Here is a 17,506-nt window from a genome sequence, read left to right on the forward strand (position 1 = left end):
GCTGTTGCTCCTGACATGATTAATGTTATCCTTTTACACTGCCTGCGGTGACGCCTTCAATAATTTTCTCCTGCAGAACCGCATAGATCACGATGACCGGAACCACGCTGTAGACAATCCCCGCGGACATCTGTGCGTAATTCATCTGGTACTGATCGCGGAACTGGACCATCCCCACAGGAAGCGTCCGCAGCTCGTCATTGGAGAGGAAATAGTTGGCCAGCAGGAACTCATTCCAATTTCCCAGGAAATTAACAATGAATACGGTAACCATCGCCGGAACTGTCAAAGGTACAATAATTCTAGCAAATATACCCGGTGCCTTCAAGCCATCCATGACCGCCGCTTCTTCAATTTCACTGGGTAGCGAGCGCATGAAGGCCGCCAGAATAATGATCGTGAACGGGATTGCATTGGCAATGTAAGGAATAATGAGCGCCCAGTGGGTATTGAGAATATGCAGCTTGCGGACAATCGTATAAATCGGCAGCATCAGCGCATTGTTCGGAATCAGCATCCCGATCAGGACCAGCGAGAAAAGAATGGTGTTCCACTTCCCCTGGCGCATCCGCGTGACCGCGAAGGCAAACATAGACGCAAGCAGAATAGACACCACAGAAGCCAGAACCGAAATATATAAGCTGTTGAAAAAATAAGTGCTGATCTTGGCATTCACCCAGGCTTCCACATAGTTGGACCATTCGAAGCTCTTCGGAATACCGAAGGGATTGAGGGCAATCGCATTGTTATCCTTCTTCACCGAAGAGAAAAGGACGAAGAGGAACGGAAACAGCACAATCACCAGATATCCCAGCAGGGCGATGTGCGGCAGACTTTTCTTCAGAGCGCGCGGCATCAGTATTCAATCCTTTCCGTACGGCGGGCAAACACCAGCTGGTAGAGAGCGGTTACCACGAGTGTGAACAAGAAGATCAGAACAGCGATCGTATTGCCGTACCCGTATTTGAAGTTGGTAATCGCATACTTAATCATATAGGTGGCCATCACCTCGGTAGAACCCGCGGGACCGCCCTTGGTCATTACGATCACGATATCGGCAGCCTTCATCGCTCCGGCAATCGAGAGCATAATCACGACCGAGATGATCGGTACGATCAGCGGCAGCGTGATGCGTGTAGCCCGCTGGAACCCCGTAGCGCCATCGATGGCCGCTGCTTCCTCCAGCTCCCCGGGAATGGAGAGAATCGCCGCCAGCACCATCACAATGTAGAAGCCGGTCCACTGCCAGGCATTCGTAATCAGAATGGACAGCATCGCGAACCGTTCGTCCGACAGCCAGTAGACCGGTTCAATGCCGACCAGACCCAGCACTTTGTTGAACAATCCAATGTTCGGCTCGTAGATGAAGCCCCAGAGAATGCCGATTACTGCGGTAGACATAATGGACGGCATGAATACCGCCGTCTTGTACAGCCCCTTCAGCTTCTTTACATTGGCAATCAGTAAAGAGAAGAACACAATCAGCGGGACCTGTATGCCTACGGAGAACAGAATGAACCAGCCGTTATTTTTCACAGAAATCCAAAAGCGTTCATCTGCCAGAGCTTTCTTGAAGTTGTCCACTCCGGCATATTTGACCGTCTCAGATACACCGTTCCAGCTGGTGAAGCTATAGTAAATCGAGCTGAAGATGGGATAGATGAAGAACATAACGAACAGCACCAGTGCCGGAATAACGAACAGAATGAACACCAGAGGATTTCTCAGTGCCTTATTCATAGCTACCTCCATATTGCTTTTCTTTTGAAAAATGCACCCTGGAGCAAGCACCAGGGCACATGTACATAGGACGCACTTAAGGTTTGAACTCAAAGCTTGGTTGTCACTGCGGTGAACATTTGGACATTCAGCCGCTGTTCTCCCCGGATTTCTAGTGCTTCTTATTCCACTGCAGCGTTGGCCTCTTCCTGAATCTTTTGCAGTGCAGCACCCATCTTCTCCGGAGTCGTCTGCCCGCCAATCAGGCTCTGAATCTGGATATTACTGATTTCAGTAGTGACATCGGCCTGCACCAGTGAGTCAAAGGCCGGGAAGGACGACTTGGAGCTGTTCAATACCGCGACAATCTCACTCATCAGATCATCCGTAATATTCTTGTTCAGCACCGCCTGATCGATCTTCATGGCAGGCAGGACTCCGTCCTCTACCAGACCGCGCAGCTGCATTTCTTCATTGAACATATTCTTAATGAAAGATTTCACGGCCGCAAGCTGCCGCTCATCTTCACCCGCTGATGCCGAGAAGCCATAACCGTTGTTCACATCCCGCATCAGTGCTGTCTGGTCACCCACTCCGCCTTCAACCGCCGGAATATTGAAGAAGCCGACCTTGCCGATCAGACCTTCGCCGGATTGCCCGGCTTTGAACACGGAAGACTTCCAGGTCCCGTCATACATCAGGATCGCTTCACCGCTGGTGAACTGGGTGGTATATTCAGCATACTCGAAGCCGAGCTCACCCTTCTTGAAGTAGCCTTTATCCACCCATTCCTTGTATTTCGCCAAGCCCTTGATTACGTTCGGATCACTCCACTTTGCTTCACCGGTAGCGAATTTCGCAGTCACATCCGGTCCGGCATAGCGGGACCAGAGATGATTGGCCAGCATCAGCGGTACCCAGCCTGCTTTGGAAGCACCAGCCATTGGCACTTTACCATCCGCTTTAATATCGGCCAGCTGCTGCTCCAGTTCAGCGAAGGTCGTTGGAGCCTTCCAGCCCTTGCTGTTATAGTATTCTTTATTATAGAAAAAGCCTTCTCCGGAGCCGCCGATCGGCAGGCCGTAGATTTTGCCTTCATAGGTGAACGGGTCCAGATTGGAGAACTTGTCTTTGATGCCTAATTCATCAAGAATTGGGGTCAGGTCCAGTAGCTTGCCTTCCTTGGCATAGATCTTGGAGTCCGGACTGCCGAACAGGTCGAAGATCTCCGGAGGGTTGCCGGCTGCCATCTCACCGCGCAGCTTCTCTTTACGGTTCACATCCGAATCTACTCCATCCAGCTTGAAGGTCAGCCCAGGCACATCCGCCTGCACTTTGCCCACTACATCCTCAAGAATAGCCAATCGTTTCTGCTTATCTGCCCCAACCTGGGTATGACGGACCGTCATCTCAAAAGGTTCAGCGCTGGCAGGTTCTTCTGTTGCAACAGCATTGGTTGCAGCGGCCTCATTCGTCGCAGCAGGCTCTGTCGTTGGAGACGCATTATTCTTGTTGCCTCCACAGCCAGCCAGCAGCGCCGAGCTAACGAACATCAGGGACAATAGCAGTGTTAGACTTTTTCTCATTACGGGTGACCCTCCCTATTTTATGAATTCCCTTACAACTCTAATTATAGAAAATCACTTTTGTATTCGTAAGGTTAAGATTTATCTTCAATAGGGATAAAATCCTCTAATGAAAGCGAATTCAGTCAGGTTTCCTGACATACAAAAAGCGAAACTCCTCAGAATAGAAGCTCCGCTTTCGATAGTTACTCTATTCAATTAGACCAATGCAGACTCTTTACGGCCCTCTTCAATCAGCCGGTACGCACGCTGCACTTCTTCATCGGAAGGTGACTCCACCCCTTCAAGCTCATAAGGACGGCCAAGCTCCTTCCATTTGTAGATCCCCATTACGTGATAAGGCAGGATTTCGAACTTCTCTACTCCATTTAAGGTGCCAATGAACCGTCCAAGATTCTGTAAATCCTCTTCTTTATTATGAATGCCGGGAACATAAACATGGCGAATCCACATTTTGCGGTTATTATCAGATAACCAGCGGGCCAGTTTCAAGGTACGGTCGTTGGATTTGCCCGTCAGCTTGATATGCGCTTCATCATCAATATGCTTCAGGTCCAAGAGTACCAGGTCGGTAACATCCAGCAGGTCGCTAATTTTCGATCCATCATTATAGCCGTTAGTATCAAGCGTGGTATGCAGATTCCAGCGTTTCTTCACCTCGGTGAACAATTGCTTCACAAATTGCGCCTGGAGTGTTGGTTCACCGCCGGATACGGTCAGGCCGCCGCCGGACGTTTTATAATAATTCAGGTAAGGCTCAATTTCCGCCAGTACTTCCTCAACGGTCATTTCTTTGCCTTCATTTAATTCCCATGTATCCGGGTTGTGGCAATACTGACACTTGAGCAGGCAGCCTTGCATAAAAAGCACGAAGCGGATACCCGGGCCATCCACCGTTCCAAACGTCTCCAAAGAGTGGATATGTCCTTTAAGCATGAGATGTCATCCTTTCAAAAAAACCTTAAAATTTTAACCACTTTCAGACAAGAGTGTACCGCCCTCTTGCAAGGGCGGCAGCTCTTCAGTTCATTTCAGTTCTTGTAGAACAAGAATGCTTCTTACATGGAATCGTGGAATGTACGGTTGATAACATCCATCTGTTGTTCACGGGTCAGCTTGATGAAGTTAACAGCATAGCCGGATACGCGAATGGTCAACTGTGGATAGTTCTCTGGGTGATCCATAGCGTCAAGCAGTTGCTCACGGTTAAACACGTTAACGTTCAAGTGCTGAGCATTATTGTGGAAATATCCGTCCATCATGAAGACCAGGTTGGACTTACGGGAATCTTCGTCTTTACCCAGCGCCTTAGGTACGATGGAGAAGGTATTCGAGATACCATCTTGTGCATCGGAGTAAGGAAGTTTGGCAACAGAGTTCAGGGATGCCAGGGCGCCCTTCTTGTCGCGTCCGTGCATTGGGTTAGCACCAGGAGCGAATGGTTCGCCTTTTTTACGTCCGTCAGGAGTAGTACCGGTCTTTTTACCATATACAACGTTCGAAGTGATTGTCAGTACCGATTGAGTCGGCACAGCATCACGATACGTTTTGTTTTTGCGGATCATCGACATGAAGGTTTCAACCAGTTCAACTGCGATGCTGTCAACAGCGTCGTCGTTGTTACCGTAGCAAGGGAATTCACCCTCAGTTTCAAAGTCGATTGCGATGCCTTCTTCGTTACGGATTGGCTTAACCTTAGCGTATTTGATTGCGCTTAGGGAGTCAGCAGCAACGGACAGTCCAGCGATACCGCAAGCCATCGTACGCAGAATGTCGCGGTCATGCAGCGCCATTTCGATACGTTCGTAGGAATATTTGTCATGCATATAGTGAATGATGTTCAGCGTATTGACATAAGTCTTAGCCAGCCATTCCATCATTGGTTTGAAACGTTTCATTACTTCATTGTAATCCAGGTATTCAGAAGTGATCGCAGGATATTCAGGACCTACCTGAACGCCGGATTTCTCATCTTTACCACCATTGATCGCATACAACAGAGCTTTAGCCAGGTTGGCACGGGCACCGAAGAACTGCATTTGCTTACCGATACGCATTGGGGATACGCAGCAGGCAATCGCATAATCTTCACCCCAGTATGGACGCATTACATCATCGTTCTCATATTGGATAGCGCTGGTCTCAATGGATACCTTGGCACAATATTTCTTGAAGCCTTCAGGAAGCTTCTCGGACCACAGTACTGTCAGGTTTGGTTCTGGAGCCGGTCCCAGATTGTACAGGGTATGCAGGAAGCGGAAGCTGTTCTTAGTTACGCGGGTTGTACCGTCTTCAGCCATACCACCGATGGATTCTGTTACCCAAGTAGGGTCACCGGAGAACAGATCGTTATAGTCAGGCGTACGCAGGAACTTCACGATACGCAGCTTCATTACGAAATGGTCAACGATTTCTTGAGCTTGCTCTTCAGTCAGAGTACCTTCTTCAATGTCACGTTGTACATAGATGTCCAGGAAGGAGGATACGCGTCCAAGGGACATTGCCGCACCATTCTGTTCTTTAACAGCTGCCAGATAACCGAAGTATACCCATTGTGTAGCTTCTTTGAAGTTGACAGCCGGTTTGGAGATGTCCATACCATGTGCTGCAGCCATTTGTTTCAGTTCGCCCAGAGCACGTATTTGCTCGGACAGCTCTTCACGCAGACGGATAACATCTTCTGTCATGGAGTCTACTTCAAGCTCAGTCAGTTGCTGCTTCTTGTCTTTAATCAGGAAATCAATACCATACAGAGCAATACGGCGATAGTCGCCGATGATACGTCCGCGGCCATAAGCATCAGGAAGGCCTGTGATTACGCCGGATTTACGCACCGCTCTCATATCTGGTGTATATGCATCAAATACGCCTTGGTTATGCGTTTTGCGGATGTTCGTGAACATGTCAACGATATTCTGCGGAAGCTCGAAGCCGTAAGCCTTAGTAGCATCGATCATCATCTTGATACCGCCGAACGGTTGGATGGAACGTCTGAAAGGCGCATCAGTCTGAACGCCGACAATCTGTTCCTTGTCCTTGTCAATGTAACCAGGAGCATGGGAAGTGATAGTGGAGACAGTATCGAGGGAAACGTCCCATACGCCGCCTCTTTCTCTTTCTTCCTTACTCAGCTGGGAGATAATCTTCCACAGTTCAGTAGTGTTGCTGGTAGGACCTACGAGGAAATCTTCATTTCCTTCATATGGCTTGATGTTCTTGGCAATAAAGTTATTAACGTCAACTTTCTTGGACCATGTGCCTTTTGTGAAATTTCTCCAGCCAGACTTAACCTCTTGTACTTCTTTTTCAATCACCGACATGCTAAATCCCTCCATTTATATTTAGTATATTTGTAGAGATCGCGGGCTTGAAGGTTAATCCCGTGTCTCGTGATCCCATGAGCTATGGTTGTTATAAAATTCACAATCGCATCTTCATAACCGGGACCGTTGTTTATATAAACATTTTAGTTTATTTTCTGAAAAAGGACTGTGACAAATATCACTCTTTCGGTGATATTTGTCACTTCCATCCAGTCCCATATTAACCTTTAACCTTATTCTTTGTCAGGCAACCGTTAATTAGTTATCGAATTTGCCATAGAATGCGTTGCGGTATACATCAGCAAGCTCGGATACCAGCGGCATTTTAGGGTTGGCAGTTGTACATTGGTCTTCAAATGCACGGTCAGCCAGATAGTCTACACGGGATTCGAAGTCCTTAGGATCGAAACCAAGAGCCGAGAAGGATTCTTCGATGCCGAGTTTTTTATTCATGTCGCGGATCGCATTGATCAGGCTGGTTACGCCTTCTTCGGTAGTGCGTGCTGGCAATCCCAGAATACGGGCAATTTCAGCATACCGTTCGTCAGCTACAAAGTGCGAATATTTAGGGAACGAAGCGAACTTCGTAGGCTTCTTGGCATTGTAACGGATAACATGCGGCATCAGGATTGCATTGGTGCGGCCGTGTGCGGTGTGATACTGTCCGCCCCATTTGTGCGCCAAGCTGTGGTTAATCCCCAGGAATGCATTGGCAAAGGCCATACCGGCAAGTGTCGATGCGTTGTGCATTTTCTCACGGGCCAGTTTGTCACCTTGCAGTGCGGATTTCTCCAGCCACTGGAATACCAGCTGAATAGCTTTGATTGCCAGACCATCGGAATAGTCACTGGCCATTACAGATACATAAGCTTCAATAGCATGTGTCAATACGTCCATACCTGTGTCGGCGACAGCCGTTTTAGGCAAGCTGTATACAAACTCAGGATCGATAATAGCTACGTCTGGAGTCAGCTCATAGTCAGCCAGCGGATACTTAGTATTGTTCCCTGTTGTTTTATCTGTGATAACTGCGAACGAGGTTACTTCGGAACCTGTACCGGAAGTTGTAGGAATCGCAACGAATTTCGCTTTGTTGCCGAGCTTAGGGAATTTGTATACCCGTTTACGGATATCCATGAACTTCTGCTTCAGACCGTTGAAGTCTGCATCCGGATGTTCGTAGAACAGCCACATGCCCTTGGCAGCATCCATCGGGGAACCGCCGCCGAGTGCGATAATGCAGTCCGGCTGGAATCTGTTCATCATAGCTGTACCTTTTTCCACTGTAGTAGTCGACGGATCAGGTTCAACTTCCGAGAATACTTCGATCGCTACAGGAGTCTGGCGTTGACGCAGATAGTGCTCAACTCTTTCTACATATCCCAGCTTCACCATTACAGGGTCAGTGATAATAGCTACGCGTGTAATATCAGGCATTTTGGCCAGGTACTGAGTGGACCCCTTCTCGAAGTAAATCTTGTCAGGTACTTTAAACCATTGCATATTCACGGTACGACGGTTCACCCTTTTCACGTTGATCAGATTGATGGCAGTCACGTTCTGCGATACCGAGTTGCGTCCATAAGATCCGCAGCCCAGTGTCAATGAAGGGATATTGGTGTTGTAAATATCGCCGATTGCGCCGTGTGTAGATGGCGAGTTGACGAGAATACGTCCGGTCTGCAGACGGTTGGAGAACTTCATGATGACTTCTTCATTATTGGAATGGATAGCCGAGCTGTGGCCCATGCCGCCAAATTCAACGACTTGAGCTGCGCGTTCGATACCCTGGTCAGCATTCTTCACTTTGTAGCAAGCCAGAACCGGGCTCAGCTTCTCAGCGGACAATGGATATTTAGTACCTACGCCTTCAAGCTCAGCTACCAGGATCTTCGTTCCGGCAGGAACCTGAATGCCGCACATTTCAGCGATCTTCACTGCGGATTGGCCAACGATAGCCGGGTTAACCGCACATTTCTCTACATTCATTGCGCCGCTGGTCAGCTTAGCTGCTTCTTCTTTGTTGACAAAGTAACAGCCGTTCGCAATCATTTTCTTCTTCACTTGATCGAAGATGGCTTCTTCAATAATGACTGCCTGCTCGGAAGCACAGATCATACCATTATCAAAAGTCTTCGACAGGATAAGGTCTGTTACAGCCTGATCGATATCAGCACTCTTCTCAATGAAGGCAGGCACGTTACCAGGACCTACGCCGAGTGCCGGCTTGCCGCAGCTGTAAGCTGCCTTGACCATTGCCGATCCGCCGGTTGCCAGAATCAGTGCAACGTCCGGATTGTTCATCAGTGCGTTTGTTTTGTCCATCGTAGGAAGCTCAATCCATTGGATGAAGTTCTCAGGTGCGCCGGCTGCTACGCCTGCATCATGCAGAATTTTGGCTGCTGCCGCACTGCACTCTTGCGCTGATGGGTGGAAACCGAATATAATAGGGTTACGTGTCTTAGCGGAAATCAAAGCTTTAAACATCGTGGTGGATGTTGGGTTGGTTACCGGTGTGATACCCATAATGATTCCGACTGGTTCAGCAATCTTCTGGAAGCTGTCATAAACGTTATCCTCAATAACGCCTACAGTCTTGTCGTACTTAATTCCGTGCCAGATATATTCAGTGGAGAAGATGTTCTTCGTAATTTTGTCTTCGTATACTCCGCGTCCTGTTTCTTCAACTGCCAGTTTTGCCAGGTACATATGCTTGTCGAGTCCGGCCAGCGCCATTGCATGAACGATTGTGTTTGTCTGCTCTTGATCCAGGCCCATGAACGCTTCGTGGGCTTTCTTTGCTTTATCCACCAAAACCTGAATATACTCTTCAGCGGTGGTTTGTTTCACTTGGGCGGCGACTTCGTTTTTAACTGCCATCTCCCTCGTCCTCCTGTCAATTTTTAGGTTGTTTCTTTCTATACATTTATCTTAGCACATCCTTTTCACCTTGTATAGTGAAATCTTTCACAAAGTTTAAAGTTTTTTTTGAGTTGTTTTCAAAGCGCTTTCATTCGATCATTTACCGGTATTTTTTCCACATTATATGTATTATTCAATTAATATTTGTCTATTCTGCGAACGCAATACGGTAGTCTGCAGCGTTGATGGCCCATCTTGCCTTGCAATGACGGTTGGGCTTCAGGAATTTTGCTCAAGAATGCCAAGCCGTCCCTTCGGTTCATCCGGTGCTCTTCTACAGACTCACTCTGACGGTGAATATAAATATAAATCTCAGCTAACAAGTGGAACCGGCTTTGCCGTCCTTTTAAAGGAGGGTAGCCCATTCTTCCCATTAACAAGCAGAATCATGCTCTGTAACGCATCCTATTCGGAAAAACACTGAGATAGCCTGATCAGGCCGGAAGCTTCCATCTTGGAAGCCTTTGATATACCCGCCTCCTATCCATTCGCTCATTTGCGGCTCCACCCAATGGCCGCTAATATCGCTCGCAGCAGAGGCTGTCCCATTAACAACCGCAGTTTTAACCACTGGAGTAGTTGCATCTGCTTCTGTAGATGAAACTATATCCGTAGGCGCACCTGCTTCTGTAGCCGCTGCCGCAGAAGCCTGCCCCGCCTGCCAAAGTCCCGGAGGGATCAACCCCGCCATCAGACTCACGATTAATAGCAAATGGAGCGCGTGCTTCTTTCCTTGTCTTCCTGAGGGCTTTTTCACTCCTATTCCCCCTTCATCACAGCTTGAAAGTATCAGACTGCGAACACCAAAAAACCGTGCAGCAGCACGGCTTCGCGGTTTTTTGGTGCATGAAATAAATAATTTGAGTGATTGGGACTGGGAGTCTCTTATATTGCCAAAAAGACACCTATTCTGCTGATTGCGGACTGAGCGGCCGTTATTGGGTCTGGACGAGCCGAACACAAGAGCAAATAAGTTAGTTAAGAGCACCTCAGTCCGCCGAGCGTGCAGAATAGCCCAAACGTCTGAAATAACGGCCTCCCAGTCCGCATGGATTGCTGTAACATCGATGATGTATGGCTGTGATAGGCAAAACTACTGAATACTACGTACGTACCCAAGACTATACAAAATAACCCCACAAAGCCATCCATGCCGCTGACGCGGCACCACAGAAGATGGAAATGGGGAAGTAAAGTTACTTCCAGGGTAGTGGAGCTTTAGCGTAGGTGTTGACTCAGGTACTTTGCGGGGCCCCAAAACATATAAATCTGAGCTTTCAAAAAAGGAGACAGCATCTCTGCTGTCTCCCGTCCCGTTCATCCTTCGCCCCGACTCTAGAGGGGCTTAAACTACTCCACCTTAATCGTATCGAAGAATTTCTGCTGAACCGTTGCGGCCGCTGCATCAAGCTGGGCCTTCGAGTCTGTGCCCTCCTTGGCGAACAGCTCCTGGATCACGTTGGACATCGTTGCATAATAGTCCTGAGTGTTGTACTGGGCTTCGGGCTTGCCGTCCAGCAGCGCCATGATTTCGGGACTATACTGATATACAATATCGTACTTGTCATAGACGGCCTTGGTCTTCTTGCCGAAGTCGGAATCGGCAGCATAGTAATCCAGAAGCGGCGGGATATAATATTTGCCGTCCGTTTTACGCTGGCTGATAATGGCGTCGAGCGCTTCCAGTCCTTTATCTGAGAAATAGTCGAAGGTAATATAACGGAAGGCCATCTCCTGTTCATCCTTGCTGGCATTCGGGTTGATGACCAGATAGTCGCCGCCGAGTACGCCGGTATGCTTGCCGCCCTTCTCTGCCGCTGGCATCGGATAGGTCAGCACATCCTCAGGCTTGAACCCGCCCTGGTTGAGCGCCTGTTCGATGACACCGTCAGACCCGGCCATAACCATCGCTGTGCGGCCCTGCTGGAAGGCGCCCACAGCATCCCCCCAGCCAAGCGCCCAATCCTGGGGAACCGCTTTGGCTTCCCATCTCAGCTTCTTGTAGAAATCCAGCGCTTTGATCCCAGCTTCGGAATTGAAGGTTGCCACTACCTTGCCGCCTTCAATCTTCTGAATCTCCCCGCCTGCTTCAAACAGGAAGTTGGTCCAGTTCCAGCCGGCTTCATTGCCTTTGCCCATCGGGGCAATCCCGGAGATACCTTTCTTGGGATCGGCCACTCCTTTGGCTGTGTTCAGCATGTCGTCCCAGGTCCAATCCATTGGAGGTACGGCTACACTTTTGTCATCGAGCATCTTCTTGTTGATCATTGTTGTAGTGACGTAACCCTTCTGCGTAACCCCATACACCTTGCCGTCAATGATGAACTGGTTCTGCAGCACAGGATTGATCTGATCCTTGAACTCATAGTTGTTCCACAGATCGGTGATGTCGGCAACCCAGCCCTTCTCAATCAGGAATTTGGCTTCGGTGGCATACGTGTTGAAGAAGGTAGGCGCTTCGTTCGCTGCCATCTTCACCCCGATCTCGCTTACATTATACTGCCAGTCGTCCTTGACGATCTCCACATTCGGATAGACTTCCTGGAACCGCTTGATTTTGTCATCCTCCTGCGCTCTCACCTCGGTCAGGTCCGGCGTAGGATAGTGGATTTTAATTGTTACCTTTCTCTGGGTGATATCGTCAGCCGGTGCTGCAGACGGAGTGGCTGACTCTTCGGCCGCCTGGGTTTCCGCTGGTGCAGGTGTCCCCTCCCCTCCATTGGCCGCCGGCTTGTTCCCGTTATTATTGCCGCCGCAGGCGGACAATAAGGTCCCCGTGACCAGGAGACAGGCGAATATGCTGGAAACTTTACGCATGGTAACTCCCCTTTTCCATATCATAATGAGCTTACAAGTTCATCTTAAAAGAGAAACCGGTTACAAACGAGGTGTATTTATATTCCCTTCATGTGCAGGTTTACGATCTCTGCCGGATCTTTTCCTTCCTGCCTAGCCTTTGACCGCTGACAATGAAACCCCGCGCATAATGAACTTCTGGAAGACCAGGAACACCAGGATCGGCGGCAGAGAGACAATGAACAGAATCGCAAATTTGATGTTCGTATTCAGCGCTTTTACATTGATAACGTACTTGTAGATGGCGGTAGCGAGCGTATACTTCTCCTCACTGTGCATAACCAGCGACGGCCAGAACCAGTCATTCCAGGCTGTGGAGAAGATGAAGATCGCCAGTGTTGCAAAAATCGGAATCGACAGCGGCACCGCGATGGTGAAGAAGCTTCTCGGCTCCGAGGCCCCGTCCATCCGCGCCGCTTCCAGAATCTCCGGATGAATCCCGTCAAAGAAATTCTTAAGCAGCAGGAAAAAGAACGTGTTCGCGCCTGCCGGCAGCCAGAAGGCCGCATATTGATTGAGCAGGCCCAGCTCCTTTAGATTAACAAAGTTCGGAATCATATAGCTCGTAGCCGGAATGAACAGGGTCATCAGGAAGAAAAAATAGAAGGCCTTGCGGTAAGGCACATGCATCCGTGAGATACTGAAGGACGCGAGTCCCAGCACAATTAAGGTAGCGACCATATTTCCTGCAAAAATATACAGGGTGTTCCGCAGAAACATGGCCAGATCGATATAATCCAGCGCATCCTTCAGATTGCCGAAATGCCATTCCTGCGGGAAAAAATGCGGCGGAAAGGAATTGACCTCGATATTCGACTTCAACCCGTTGAACATCGTCATGAGGATAGGATACAGCATGCTGAATATCATCAGGACAATGAACAGCACCATAATTCCGTATACCACCCTGTTGCTGGTTTTCTTAAGATCATGCTCCGAGAGAATCCCTCTGTCTGCGCTCTTCATCCTAGTTGTCCTCCTTGTTAAGCTTGAACTGAAGAATGCCCAAACCGCCCAGAACAACAAACATCAGCATCCCCAGCGCAGTCGCCGTACCATAATCCAGTCTGGTAAAAGCATACTTCACAATAAGCAGCGCATACGTCAGCGTAGCATTGTTCGGCCCTCCGTCCAGCAAGGCCATCTGCGACTGGTAGCCCTGAGAGGTGGCGATGACCTGAAGAATCAGCATCAGGAGGATCAGATTGCGCAGTGAAGGCAGGGTGATGTGGCGGATACGCGCCCATACTCCGGCTCCGTCAATCTCGGCGGCCTCATACCAGTCCCGGGGAATACTGAGCACCGCAGCAAGATAGATCAGCATCCCCGAGCCGAACTGCTGCCAGGTCTCCATGAAGACCAGCGAGATCATCGACCACCGGGTATCGGTCAGGAAGGCGATCTGCTCCGCTCCGGTGCTGCCGATGACCGCATTGATCGGTCCAACGGGATCATACAGCCAACGCCACAGCCCGTATAGGACTACAGCAGGCATGACATATGGCAAATACGCGGCAACGCGCACGAATCCGCCGAATTTCCGCAGCTCGGAGATGGCAATGGCAAAGGCAATCGGAACCCAGAAGCCGATCACCAGGCAGAGCAGCATATAGTACAGGGTGTTTTTGACAGCAATAAGTACATCGGGGTCGGTAAGCGCCCTGGCGTAATTGTCCAGGCCGGCGAAGGTATTCCCTTTGACGAAATCAACGGTGTAGAAGCTATACAGGAACCCTTTGAAGATAGGCACCCACATAAACATAATGAAGATAATCAAAGCGGGGACAAGAAACATCACGCCCCAATAATTCTTTTTCCAGCGGTTCTGCTTGTACGGCTTGTTCTCCAGCTCCGCTGGAAGGTGATCGTGTAACGCAGCAGACTGATTCATTCCGGCTCCCTCATTCCTGTCGTCTTTCAGCACTTTATGGGAAAGCGCCTCCTGTCTTCATTGTAGGAAATGAGGGCGAGACTTAACATGTCTATATCTATGGCAATCGTAAGCGTTCTTACTTCTTCAGTTCGCTGGGACTGAACCCAAAGTATTTTTTGAAAATTTTGCTAAAATGCTCCGGCGACTCGTATCCTACCCGCTCCGCAATCTCATACCGCCGCAGATCGGTGTTCAGAATCATCTCCCGGCTGTCCTCCATCCGCAGCTTAATGACATATTCCCACAGGTTATAGCCTGTATTCTTCTTGAACAAATAGCTCAGGTAATTGGGACTGACATGATTCTTCTTCGCTACTTCATGAATCGTCAGCCCCTTCTGGGCGTAATTCCCGTCAATGTACTCCTTCGCCTTCTGCACGATCAGATTGCTGTGCGTATGCAATTCCTCGGGCGACGGATCAGCAGCGTAGTTATTCCAGTTGAAATCCCCATAATAGAACACATAATGATCGGCATGCTCGTTGTTCCAGAGGATCGCCTTCGAGGCTTGCCGGTTCAGCACATCCATGAAGCTCAGCCCCTTCAGAATCTGGCTGATGCCGATGACGGCCCGGAGCTGCAAATAGCGGTTAATATTGTAATGAAGGCTGCGGCCCAGCACCTCCAGCCGGCTCAGCTGGCCGGTGGACGGCTCCTCGTAGCTCTGCTCATCCCACTGGATGATTATGGTGATTTCCTGGTCCGGCGAATAGAAGGCGGTGGAATTCCACTCCTGATCCAACAGCTCCTTGGCAATATTCAAGGCGGCGTAGCGCAGCAGGCCATGATCACGGGTAGTGTACCTCTGCTCAGGCCGGTCTTGCGGCAGGGGGAGCCTGATTTTGATCACCGCAAAAAATGGTCCCTGCAGACTAAGCTCATCCAGCTTGCGCCGCTTCTCCTCTGTCCCCAGCACCGCCGCGGTCTCCGTAAGCAGACTATTCAGCAGCTCACTGTACTCGGGAAGCGGCTCCTCCAGGCGGAAGCGGTCCCCATTACCATCCATATATGTAGCCAGCTCCGGCGACGGTCTATTCATCTTCAGAACAACACTGCGCACCGAATCCAGGAACTGCTCACTGTTCAAGGGCTTGATCAGATAATCTCTCGCCCCCAGCCGGACGGCCATCTGGGCATACTGAAAGGTCTCATGCGCAGAGATGACGATCGTCTGCATCCAGGGCCTGGTCATTTTGGCATGCTGCATCAGTTCGATCCCGCTCATAGCCCCCATCTGGATATCGGTCACAAGCAGATCGATCTCCTCCATACGAATACAATCCAGTGCCTCATACCCGCTGCCGGCTGTATAGATATGGTCAATATCCAACCCGGAAGCAGCCAGCAGGCTGCTTAGTCCTTTGCAAATGAGCGGCTCATCATCAACAACCAGTATATTGAACACCGTACTCTCTCCTCTACTCTATAGTCTCTGACTTCGGAAGGATCACACTTACTATCGTGCCTCCGCGCTCGCGTGGTCCGTAGCTGATCCCGCAATCTCCGCCAAAATGCAGCTGCACACGCTGATGGATATTGCGGATACCGTAGCCGTTCACCGGGTTCGGGCTGTCGTCATGGAGAATCTGTTCGATAGCCTTATAATCGACCTGCTTATAGCCGTTATCCTCAATGGTAATCCGAATCCGGCTATCCTCCAGCACAGAGCTGATGATGATCTCGCCGTCCTCCTCCATATGCTTAACCCCGTGGATAATGGCATTCTCGATCAGGGGCTGCAGGGTGATCTTGGGAATCAGATTCCTGGTGGTCCCGGGAGCGATATTCCAGATAACGGCGAACACATAATCATGCCGGTGCTGCTGGAGCTTGATGTAGGCACTGGCATGTTCAAGCTCTTCTTCGAGCGTGATCAGCTCCCGGCCCCGGCTTAAGCTGATCTTCATCAGCTTGGATAATTCCTTGATCATTTCCGCGGATTCCACGTTGCCTTCGAGCGAGCTTTTCCAATAAATACTCTCCAGGGTATTGTATAGCAGATGCGGGTTGATCTGCTGATAGAGCAGCTGCAGCTGCGATTCCTTCTGCTTCAGCTCCATCTGGTATTTGTACATAATCAGGCTGTTGAGCCTGCGGGCCATATCATACGTGGCGGTAATCAGCACACTGACCTCATCGTTGCTTCCTCTGCGGGGAGTCTCGGGCACACGGTTGCCCGGCTCATACTTGCGTACAAAAAAAGCCAGCTTCTGCAAAGGGGTCATCAGCGAACGCCAGAAGTAGGTAATGATGATCAATCCGAACAGCGCGTAGGCCACCGTTATGTATTGAATAACGCGTTTCATTTCATTCTGCTGCTGGAGCAGGGATTTGACGGGCACCTTGTAGACCAGCTTTTGCTCAAAGGCATGATTGTTGTTCACCACGTAGATGAAGTCATCAGTGATAATATCCTCGGTTCCCTCCGGATCTCCCGCCTCCGAGCCGTCCGGCAGGACGATCACCTCTCCGGTTGAATTCGTGGTTGAGGCCAGTACACGGTTGTTCATATCCGTCAGATAGATTTCCCCGTCCGGCAGCGAGATCGACCTTAGCGATTCACCGATTTTCGATTCCATCTTGGTCACCACCAGCACGCCGAGCGTCCCTGCCCCCCGGTAGATATTATTGACGGCCCTGACATACGTAAGCGTCTTCAGATCTTCGGCCTGCGGGCTCAGCTTCTCGGCGAACATCAGGTATCCGCGGCCTTTCTGCTGTACCACCTGTTCGAACCAGTACGGCCGTTCCTCCTTGGAGAAAAAATAAACCCCCGCCTTCTTCACCTGCGGGAAATTGGGAGCGAAAAAGTAGTAGTTATCGGGATCATATACGTATAGCGAGTAGTAGATGCCGTCCCCCCGCTCCGCTCCCTGCGAATAGCTGCCGAGCAGCTTCTCGATGGTCTCATAACGTTCCACGCGCTCAAGCACTGTATCATCCCCGCTCATGTTGAGCTGCTGCAGGACCGGATTTTGGATGACGGTGGTCGTGATTTTGTTCACCGTATCGATGTCTCTGTTAATAATGGCGAGATTCTGCTTGTTCAGCTCCACATAGGCATTGGTCACATGGCGCTTCAAAATCTCCTCTGCCTTGTAGTTGCCGTAGCTGTTCAGAATCAGAATAGGCGTAATCATGATCAGGAACAGCAGAATCAACTGCTG

The 17,506-nt window shown here is 49.8% G+C and carries 12 protein-coding genes; all 12 read right to left on the reverse strand.

Going from position 1 to position 17,506, the window contains the following annotated elements; translation table 11 throughout:
• Positions 1 to 25 precede the first annotated feature (25 nt).
• The 12 genes from NSS83_RS08535 to NSS83_RS08590 all read right to left on the reverse strand — a co-directional run bounded on the left by NSS83_RS08535 (position 26) and on the right by NSS83_RS08590 (position 17,479).
• The gene (locus tag NSS83_RS08535) at positions 26 to 856 is read right to left on the reverse strand and encodes a carbohydrate ABC transporter permease (protein WP_341348040.1); all 831 of its coding nucleotides are present in this window, start codon (positions 854 to 856) and stop codon (positions 26 to 28) included.
• A complete protein-coding gene (locus tag NSS83_RS08540; RefSeq protein WP_341348041.1) occupies positions 856 to 1,740 on the reverse strand; it encodes a sugar ABC transporter permease in 885 nt (294 codons plus the stop codon). The genes NSS83_RS08535 and NSS83_RS08540 overlap by 1 nt, the downstream gene beginning before the upstream one ends.
• 161 nt (positions 1,741 to 1,901) lie before the next feature.
• A complete protein-coding gene (locus NSS83_RS08545; protein WP_341184833.1) occupies positions 1,902 to 3,305 on the reverse strand; it encodes an extracellular solute-binding protein in 1,404 nt (467 codons plus the stop codon).
• A 198-nt stretch (positions 3,306 to 3,503) separates the two neighbouring features.
• Positions 3,504 to 4,241 carry a pyruvate formate-lyase-activating protein gene (gene pflA / locus NSS83_RS08550; protein ID WP_341184832.1) on the reverse strand — a complete coding sequence of 246 codons (738 nt, stop codon included), beginning with the start codon at positions 4,239 to 4,241 and terminating at the stop codon, positions 3,504 to 3,506.
• A gap of 122 nt (positions 4,242 to 4,363) precedes the next feature.
• A complete protein-coding gene (gene pflB / locus NSS83_RS08555; RefSeq protein WP_341184831.1) occupies positions 4,364 to 6,625 on the reverse strand; it encodes a formate C-acetyltransferase in 2,262 nt (753 codons plus the stop codon).
• Positions 6,626 to 6,886: 261 nt separating this feature from the next.
• Positions 6,887 to 9,508, reverse strand: coding sequence for a bifunctional acetaldehyde-CoA/alcohol dehydrogenase (adhE, locus tag NSS83_RS08560; protein ID WP_341184830.1), 2,622 nt, complete (start codon positions 9,506 to 9,508; stop codon positions 6,887 to 6,889).
• 415 nt (positions 9,509 to 9,923) lie between these two features.
• Positions 9,924 to 10,307, reverse strand: coding sequence for an S-layer homology domain-containing protein (locus NSS83_RS08565; protein WP_341184829.1), 384 nt, complete (start codon positions 10,305 to 10,307; stop codon positions 9,924 to 9,926).
• A gap of 593 nt (positions 10,308 to 10,900) precedes the next feature.
• Positions 10,901 to 12,367 carry an extracellular solute-binding protein gene (locus tag NSS83_RS08570; protein ID WP_341184828.1) on the reverse strand — a complete coding sequence of 489 codons (1,467 nt, stop codon included), beginning with the start codon at positions 12,365 to 12,367 and terminating at the stop codon, positions 10,901 to 10,903.
• A 132-nt stretch (positions 12,368 to 12,499) separates the two neighbouring features.
• A complete protein-coding gene (locus NSS83_RS08575) occupies positions 12,500 to 13,372 on the reverse strand; it encodes a carbohydrate ABC transporter permease (protein WP_341184827.1) in 873 nt (290 codons plus the stop codon).
• A 1-nt stretch (position 13,373) separates the two neighbouring features.
• A complete protein-coding gene (locus tag NSS83_RS08580) occupies positions 13,374 to 14,297 on the reverse strand; it encodes a sugar ABC transporter permease (RefSeq protein WP_341184826.1) in 924 nt (307 codons plus the stop codon).
• A gap of 118 nt (positions 14,298 to 14,415) precedes the next feature.
• Complete coding sequence (locus tag NSS83_RS08585; RefSeq protein ID WP_341184825.1) at positions 14,416 to 15,744, reverse strand: response regulator; 1,329 nt, start codon at positions 15,742 to 15,744, stop codon at positions 14,416 to 14,418.
• Between the two features lie 13 nt (positions 15,745 to 15,757).
• Positions 15,758 to 17,479, reverse strand: coding sequence for a histidine kinase (locus NSS83_RS08590; protein WP_341185254.1), 1,722 nt, complete (start codon positions 17,477 to 17,479; stop codon positions 15,758 to 15,760).
• Positions 17,480 to 17,506: the final 27 nt, after the last annotated feature.

It is taken from the genome of Paenibacillus sp. FSL H3-0469, assembly GCF_038051945.1.
Classification (GTDB): Bacteria; Bacillota; Bacilli; order Paenibacillales; family Paenibacillaceae; genus Paenibacillus_AQ.

Coding starts and splice junctions, on each gene's coding strand:
- NSS83_RS08535 (WP_341348040.1), bottom strand. CDS start 856: ATGCCGCGCGCTCTGAAGAAAAGTCTGCCGCACATCGCCCTGCTGGGA.
- pflA (WP_341184832.1), bottom strand. CDS start 4,241: ATGCTTAAAGGACATATCCACTCTTTGGAGACGTTTGGAACGGTGGAT.
- NSS83_RS08590 (WP_341185254.1), bottom strand. CDS start 17,479: ATGATTACGCCTATTCTGATTCTGAACAGCTACGGCAACTACAAGGCA.
- adhE (WP_341184830.1), bottom strand. CDS start 9,508: ATGGCAGTTAAAAACGAAGTCGCCGCCCAAGTGAAACAAACCACCGCT.
- NSS83_RS08540 (WP_341348041.1), bottom strand. CDS start 1,740: ATGAATAAGGCACTGAGAAATCCTCTGGTGTTCATTCTGTTCGTTATT.
- NSS83_RS08575 (WP_341184827.1), bottom strand. CDS start 13,372: ATGAAGAGCGCAGACAGAGGGATTCTCTCGGAGCATGATCTTAAGAAA.
- NSS83_RS08580 (WP_341184826.1), bottom strand. CDS start 14,297: ATGAATCAGTCTGCTGCGTTACACGATCACCTTCCAGCGGAGCTGGAG.
- NSS83_RS08545 (WP_341184833.1), bottom strand. CDS start 3,305: ATGAGAAAAAGTCTAACACTGCTATTGTCCCTGATGTTCGTTAGCTCG.
- pflB (WP_341184831.1), bottom strand. CDS start 6,625: ATGTCGGTGATTGAAAAAGAAGTACAAGAGGTTAAGTCTGGCTGGAGA.
- NSS83_RS08570 (WP_341184828.1), bottom strand. CDS start 12,367: ATGCGTAAAGTTTCCAGCATATTCGCCTGTCTCCTGGTCACGGGGACC.